Raw genomic sequence first — 7,998 nt, forward strand, 5'->3', positions numbered from 1 at the left:
GTTCGGTAGACCAGTTCGATCTTCAGGGTGGACCAGAAGTTCTCCATCAGCGCATTGTCGTGGGAGTCACCGACGGACCCCATGGAAGGCAGGATTCCGTTGTCCTGCAAGCGTTCCGTTCCGTATCACGAAGCGGCTGGCACTGATGACCCCGGCGCCGGCCGGTGGCGGGCCGTACGACCTTGACGACGTGGCTCGAACCCTACTCGGACCCAACCTGTGGCCGATCCAGGCCAGCGACGACGGCTCGCTTGCCCGGGCAGCCAAGACGTTGGTCCGCAACCTGCCGGTAGCACCGGCGGAAGTGACAATCGGCGCCAGATCCACTCCCGTTGGTCCGGGGGCAAGGCGCTGCGCCGGCTGCTGCGGAACACCGAGGGACCGCAGGCCCTGGCGAGCCGGGAATGGATCGGCATGCCGAGGGCGACCGCCGGGCTGTTCGTCAGGTTAAAGCTCGTATCGGTCGAGCACATTGGCACCCCGGACGGTGACGCCTGGCTGCGAAAGCAGCCAACGGCGACCAGCGATTCCCGTTCTGAGGCAGCGATCGCGTCCGGGGTGCAGCTCCAGGCCACCGCTAGCCTTCAATTCCCGTACTTCAGGCCGTCCTTCAGCGCGGTCGGCACGATGACCAGCGCCTTGCACTCCGGCTCGACGACGGCCACCAGCAGTAGAGCGGGGCAGGAAATCACCGCCCCGACGGTAGTCGTCCGGAGTCGATACCAGGCGACGATTGCCCTGGCCGCATCCTGGAACCGGTTGCGGTTCTGGGTCCGTCGGCCGTCGCCGGCTCCGGCCGTCGAGGAACTGTTCGTGATCGAGGAGGTTCCAGCCGGAATCTACCGTGCGGCAGTACACCAGGCAGTCTCACCGAAACACGAACGTTGGGTCTCCGACAACCAGCCGGACCATGTAAGCGTCGAGAGACGCTCTCCGGCAGACTCCTTGGTTCGCGCGGTGGGCGCGTTCATCGCGTTTCACGGCCGGATCGGCAACCGAACCCTCGACGACAGCTTCTTCACGAGCCCCCAGTTGCGTGATCTCGTCGCGGCCCTGGACGGCAGGCTCACGCAAGCGGCGGACGTCAGTGCGGCCGACGTCTGGCAAGCCGTCACTCGTACCCCGAACGTGATGGTGCTCATCCACGTACGTCCGCCGAACCGGACTTCCCACCTCTACTGGCTGCTCGCCGACGACCGGACCGGGGATGTGTTGCCACGTTGGGTGGACACTCAGGTGCCGGGATTGTTCGATGAGGTCTCGCAGCCGTCCGGCGAACGATACGGCCAGCTTTCCGCTCCCGAGACCGAGCTGCTTGTACTCGACGGTGACGGCAGGGTGAGCACCGTTGTCGACCTTCTTCAGGGCGGTCCGTCCGTCTAGACGGTCCAGCCGCCGGCTCCGGCGACGCCCGAACGGTAGGGCGTGGCCGCGTCCCTCTCGACGACTGCTGCGTGAAACAGCTCATGCCTTCTGGCTACGGGAGGTGTGAGGACGCTCCGCGACGCGCGATCGGCACCGACCTTCCGTGTTCCTGGCCGCCGCGCGTTGGAACCCGACGCCAGCCTGGTTACAACCCGAACCGCAGCAACGTCGGCAGCTCGGGGTAGTGCGGACCTCGACGACCTTGCGGCGATGGCGCATGGCCGAGACCGCGACGGGACGGGACGGCAGCAGCCTGCCGGCAGCTGATGCGCGATTGTCGATCAGGCGGGCAACGACGGGGGTCCGGCTTCGCGTCGCCTACAACCTGCCAGCCAGCCTTTCCGTCGGATGGGTATTGCTGCGCTTCGCATGCATATTGCCAGCCGTTCGGGCACACCTCAGCGGGAAGTGATGCCGTTTGTGTCGGTCAGCGGGAGCTCCACACGCAGGCTGGTCCCAACCCCCCGCGGGCTGTCGAGGTAGATCCGGCCGGAGAGTGCATCCACGCGGTCCTTGAGACCGGCCAGGCCGGTACCTTGGGCGAAGTCGGCGCCGCCGGCGCCGTCGTCGCGTACGTCGACGCGCAAGACGGCGCCGGCAGGGTCGGCCATGTCGGCTTCTACGGTGATCGTGACGGCCGAGGCGCGCGCGTGTTTGGCTGCATTGGTCAACGCCTCGGCGACGATGTAGTACGCGCTGACCTCAACCTGCTCGGGCAGCCGCCCTACAGCGGGCATACCAAGGTCGACCGGGATCGGCGAGCGGCGGGCGAGCATGCGCAGTGCCGGTCTGAGGCCACCTTCGGTCAGGATCGCCGGGTGGATGCCGCGCGCGGTTTCGCGTAGTTCCTCCAATGCACCGGTCGCCCCGCCGACGGCGCGGTCAAGCTCTCCGGCGATCGCGTCGAACTCCGGTGTCAGCGCCGCCTGCGCCGCGCGCAGGTGCAGCGCCAATGTGACTAGCCGCTGTTGGGCGCCGTCGTGCAGGTCCCGTTCGATGCGCCGGCGGGCCTGATCGGCGGCGGCGACGATCCGCGCCCGCGAGGTGGTGAGTTCGGCCCGGCTTTCGGCGTTGGCGATAGCGGTCGCGACGAGTTCGGTGAAGTCTGCCAGTCGTTGCTCGGTGTCCTCGGGGAGCCGTTCGCGCCGCGACGCGACGCCCATGGCGCCCCAGACCCGATCCTCGACAACAATCGGGCTGGCGATCGCGGAGCAGTCCCCCGCGGGCTTGGACTCGTGTTGGTGCTCCGCCGTCGCGTCGTCCCCGTCGTGGCGGGCTGCGCGGCCTGTAGCCTGGACCGACGCCATGGTCGAGCGATGGTCGGGTGTGCTGCGCGAACCCGGTTGGGGGTGCTCGAGTCCGTAGCACCCCATGACGGTTACATCCCTGTCCGACTCGAACCGTAAGATTTCGGTGGTGTCAGCACCGAAAAGCGTTCCGACCTCCTTAGCTACCGCGGCGAACACGAGATCGGGCCTCGCGCCGCAGGCGACGAGCGTTGCCACCCGCCGTAGCGCCGCCTGCTCGTCGGCGATCCGGCGAAATTCGGCGTACAGCTGGGCGTTGTCGAGGGAGACGGCGAGTTGGCCGGCAATGAGCTTGACGCCGTCGAGCCGGTCGGTGGTGAATGCGCCGCGGATGAGGCGATTCTCGAGCAGCAGCACCGCCTGCAGCGTGCCGCGGCTGGGGAAGGGTACGGCCAGCAGTGAGCAGCAGGTGAGTTCGGCGAAGTAGGGGTCGCGGGCGAAGCGGTCGTCGCTCCTGGCGTCGGCCACGACCAGCGGCTCACGCATCCGCACGGCGTATCGCAGCACTGACATCGGCACCGTCTGTTCCTGGCTCATGCTGCCGACTGGGATGACGACGACCTCGCCATCCGGTGCCGGCAGCAGCCATTCCTGTCGGTCGTCGCTCCACAGCAGCAGATGGACGCCGGTGGCACCGGTCATCGCGCTGAGCACCTCGACCAGGCGGGAGCGCAGCCCTGTAACGTCTGTCTCCGAACTCAGTGCTTGCGACGCGCGGAGGATGCCGAGCAGGTCGATCGTTCCGGTCGTGACGGTGGAGCGAACAGGGTCAGCAGTATCGGGCCGGTCGGCGTGGTGCCCGGCGATTGGAGGGGTTCTTGGTCGCAGGGTCGGGTACGCCCAGTCGAGTTGGTCGACCTTCGCGTTCGCGCCCCAGGCGAGGTACGCCCGGCGGGCCTCGGCAAGCAGGTCATAACTGGCGTGTTCGACGCCGTGGGCGAGGTAGAAGCGGGCCATGCGTTCGGTGATCAGAGCTCGATGCCAGGGGCGTTGATGTCTGGCGACCTCGTGCCGCGCGGCGTCGAAACCGAGGACGCTGGCGTGGAAGTCGCCGACCGCCCACGCCCGCTCGGCCTCCAGCAGACGCAGCAGGTGCAAGAAGTTCGCCGGCGCGACTGCAGCGCGTGCGGCCATCCAGCGCGTCTCATCGTCCAGTTCGGACAGTCGATCGTCGCGTGTGCTGCCGTGGCTGGCGCGGGCCTGCGCAGCGAGGGCGAGCCCGCGCAGGAGTCGGGCCTGGGCTGTCGAGTATAGGCCTAGACCGTTCGGTAGCAGGAGCGTCGCCGCCGCAGTGTGTCGGGTCAGACCGACCAGATCGTCGAAGACGGCGGCAGCGATCGCGCGGGTGACATGCGCGATGAGGAGCGCCATCGGATGGCTGGCGTACCTTTCGGCCGGGATCGCTGCAACAGTTGCAGCGGAGTGTTCGCCGCGCAGCACAGTGGCCAGCCATCGGTAGGACTCGACCCACTGGTTGGCCTGCTCGCTGCCGGAACGGGACATGAAGGCCACTGCTGCGTCAACCGCGGCTTCGCAGGCGTCCAGTGATGGCGCGCATTCCAGGAGTCCTGCCACGGTCGGGTAGTACGAGTATCCGGCGTTGGCGAGGTCGCCTCCGGCGATTAACCCTTCCCGGGCCTGTTGAGCTATTCGGACGGTGACTTCGATCGGTTCGGACCAGCATCTCACGAGAGCTGACACGAAGCGCGCCTGCGAGGTGTCGGGCTCGTAACCATGGGCCAGACCGAGCGCCAGGGTCCGCTGAATCGCCTGATCCGCGGTGTGGTCGCCGCGCAGCATCATCGTGTCGAGCGCGGCAGTACTGGCCGGCCCGACCAGGGTGCGGGCAGGGCCGTGTTCGGTCCAGATCCGTAACGCCTCCAGGCTCAGCCACGCCTGCAGATTGAGGTCGACTTGATATATCCCGGGCAGGACCGCGTCGAGCACGCGGGTCGCGGCGAGCAGCACCGGCTCCGTGATGTCCGGCCGGCTCGGCTCGTCGGGGTCCGCGGTGCTGTCCAGCCATTGACGTAGATAGGTGAACTGGTGGTCGAGTTGCGCCGGGAGTTGGTCCGCGGTCGGTACGGCGATGCCCAGCTCACGCAGCGACGCCAACCCGAGATCCATTACCTCCGCCAAGCGATGCCGGTGCGTGAGACTTCTCAGATGCACGCACGTCGCGTCGGCGCGCTGTACCGGGGTGGTGCACAGCCTCTCGATCGTGTGGTAGAGCTCGTCCGCCTCCTCCAGGCGCCCTATGCTGTAGAGCGCGGCATGTCGGCCTGTATGCAACTCGACGAGTGTGGCGGTCTCGCCCGGATCGACAAGCCGCAGTGCAGCGGACAGCAGTGCATGCACCAGTGAGTAGTCCCCGATCAACGTCGCCTGGTGAGCGGCGCGCCGCAGCAGTTCCACCACCTGACGTCGCTCTGCGGCGTCGTCGACCGCGTCGACGACCGGCCGATACTGCTCAGCCGCGACCGCGTACAGTTCTGGTACGGCGGCAAGCCGCCGCGCCATCGCCAACCGTAGGGTGGGAAGCTGCTGCGGATGCAGCCCGCGCAGGATGACCTCGCGAATTCGGTCGTGGCGAAATCGCACCGTCTGACGCAACCCGGGCTCCAGGACTAGGACGCCGTTGTCGAGGGCGGGTGCCAGCCGCCGTTCCATCACGTCCGTCGGCTCAGCGGTGGCGGTCTGCAGCACGCTCAACTCGACTTGACCGCCGAGGCACGCCATCGCCTCCACCGTCGTCCGGGACATCATCGGCATGTCGTCGACGCGCGCCGCCAGCAGTTCCGAGAAGTCGGAATGGCCCAGGTGAGCGCGCACGGCGGCCTCGCCCCACCGCCAACCGGCGGCCGATGCTGTCAACACGCCCTTATGTCGCAGCGCGTTGAGCAACTCCACGGTGTCGTAGGGATTGCCGGACGTGTACGGATTGATCACCTTGACCAAGGATGCCGCGGTGGCCTCATCCACGCGAAGCATCTCGACGACCATGCTGATAGAGCTGGATACCGGCAGGTTGTCTAGCCGAATGTGCTGCACTCCCGGCTGTTGACGCCATCGAGACAATGGTGTCACCAGCGGACTCGCCGCATTCGTGTCATCTTCGCGGTAGGCGCCCACCAGGAGTAGCCCGTCGATCTGCTCCTCGCTCAACACGAGGTCGACGAAGCCGATCGGCGTGTGCCCAGCCCATTGTAGATCGTCGACAAACAACACCACCGGCCGCTTGCGTGAGGCGATCGCACGCAGCATCTGTACAGTCGTCTGCTGCGCCCGAACCTGCGTGGTCAGCGGATCCCCTGGATCGGGTGGCACGGCCAGCAGCGCAGCGAACTCCGGGGAAACCGCCGTCACCAGGCCCGCGTTCGGCCCGACCGCATCCAAGATACGCTCGCGGACCTCGGTCAACTCAGCCTCCGGCTCGGCGAGCAACAGCCGACCCAATCCGCGAAATGCGAGATAGACGCCGTCGGATTCCAGATCCCGCCGGTACTGGTCGAACTTGCCCGTCACGAACCAGCCGTCGCTGCCCGTCACCACCGGTCGCAGTTCATCGACCAGCGCGGTCTTGCCTACCCCGGGCGCTCCGCTGATCAGTACCCCGCGGCACCTGCCAGCCTGTGCATCCGTAAACGCAGCCCCCAGCGCCGCGACCTCGTCGTCGCGGCCCACCAGCCGCGACGGCGGCAATAGCCGCAGCGGAACGTCATGTTCGCCGACCCGCAGCGCGGCCGCTCCCGGGCGCGCGTCGGCCTCCTGTAGCCGCTCCAGGTCGTAGACCACGCCGTCGGCCGTCTGGTACCGGTTGTCCGGTTCCTTCTCCAGCAGATGCATGATGATCTCGGACAACAGCCCCGGCACGGCTGGGTTTACCGCGGCCGGCGGCACCGCCACACGAGCCAAATGGTCATGCGTGAGTCGCAGCGGGTCGCCGGAACCGAACGGTGGCTCACCCGTCGCCAACTCGTACAGCGTCGCGCCTAACGCGTACAGGTCGGCACGCTGGTCCACTGGCCGGGCGGTACGCCCGGTCTGCTCCGGCGCCAGGTACGCCAACGTACCGACGATCTCGGTGTGATGCGTGAACTCGGGACGAAGCTCTGCGAATGACGTCGCCAAGGCGAAGTCCACCAGGCAGGGGGCGCCGTCGCCGGAGATCAAGATGTTCGCTGGAGTGATGTCCCGGTGTATCACCCCGCGGCGATGCATCCCCGTCACCGCCCGGGCCAACCGCACCGCAAGCGGGATCAGCTCATCAACAGCCAATGGCTTCGCCAGCTCGGCCAGGCTCGTGCCGCCAGCGTCCGCCACTACGACGGACCTTGGATCATGCGGCGCCTCCACCAGTTGCGCGACACCCTCTACATCGCGCAGTCGCTCCAGGATTGCCAGATCCCGCTGAGCTCGTCGCTGAGCGTCTGGTCCCAGCAACTCCTGGCGGATGACCGTGCGCCCGGCAAAGGACAGCCGGGTCATCCGAGAGTGTTCGCCCTCGTGCAGGAGTTCGCACTGAACCGGCGGATCCCGGCCTGGCGTCATTCCGCCTGCTTGCATCCGACGCCTCCACGACTATCAGCCCACCTTTTACCAGACTAAACACATCTTTCATGGTGAAGGGGATTTTTCGTGAGGAACGCGATGGATGCCGCACGGATCCCTGGAGACATGACGTTGCGTGAGGCGGTACTCGGCGATGCAGCAGCCGTGACCGCGGCCCAGTTGCGATGGCTGCCTCGGGTAGATAGATGGGGGCGGGCCGACGAGCCCGCCTCCATTCCGCCTGGTGCGCTGCCAGGCTACGACGAGACCTGAGTGAACTTCTCCCACGGTCCGATCGCATCGCGGTTGGCGATGAGTGGGTTGGCGCCAGCGTTCTCCGCGGTCACATACTTGCTGTTGACGGTCGCCTGCAGGCTGATGGTGCCGTCCGGGTTGCGGATCAGCCGGAACGTCTCCCACGGTCCGATCGCGTCGCGGTTGGCGATGAGCGATGAGGCTCCGGCGTTCTCCGCGCATACGTACTTGTTGTTCGCGCGGGCCTTCAGCGCGAGATTGCCACCACCGAGATCGATGAAGTCGAACTGCTCCCAGGTGCCGATTGCCGGCCTGCTCGCGATCAGGGGGCTCGCCCCGGCGTTTTCGGCGCTGACGTACATGGAGTTGGCCTGGGCATGCAGGCTCGTCACGCTGCCAGTGCCGCCGCCCGGGCCGGTGCCGAGCGTCGACGCGGTGCCCGACAGCGACTTCACGCCAT

The 7,998-nt window shown here is 67.1% G+C and carries 2 protein-coding genes and 1 pseudogene; 1 reads left to right on the forward strand and 2 read right to left on the reverse strand.

Going from position 1 to position 7,998, the window contains the following annotated elements; genetic code table 11:
• The first annotated feature begins 414 nt into the window (after window positions 1–414).
• Window positions 415–1,383 (forward strand): hypothetical protein, encoded by a 969-nt coding sequence (locus ABZS66_RS59075; RefSeq protein WP_354773357.1) that lies wholly within the window; start codon window positions 415–417, stop codon window positions 1,381–1,383.
• Window positions 1,384–1,823: 440 nt separating this feature from the next.
• Here ABZS66_RS59075 and ABZS66_RS59080 read toward each other — a convergent pair whose 3' ends face one another.
• Both ABZS66_RS59080 and ABZS66_RS59085 read right to left on the reverse strand, forming a co-directional pair.
• The gene (locus ABZS66_RS59080) at window positions 1,824–7,220 is read right to left on the reverse strand and encodes an AAA family ATPase (RefSeq protein WP_354773359.1); all 5,397 of its coding nucleotides are present in this window, start codon (window positions 7,218–7,220) and stop codon (window positions 1,824–1,826) included.
• A 320-nt stretch (window positions 7,221–7,540) separates the two neighbouring features.
• Window positions 7,541–7,998 (reverse strand): annotated as a pseudogene (locus tag ABZS66_RS59085) (carbohydrate-binding protein); the annotation flags it as partial.

Source organism: Dactylosporangium sp. NPDC005572 (genome assembly GCF_040605515.1).
GTDB lineage: Bacteria > Actinomycetota > Actinomycetes > Mycobacteriales > Micromonosporaceae > Dactylosporangium.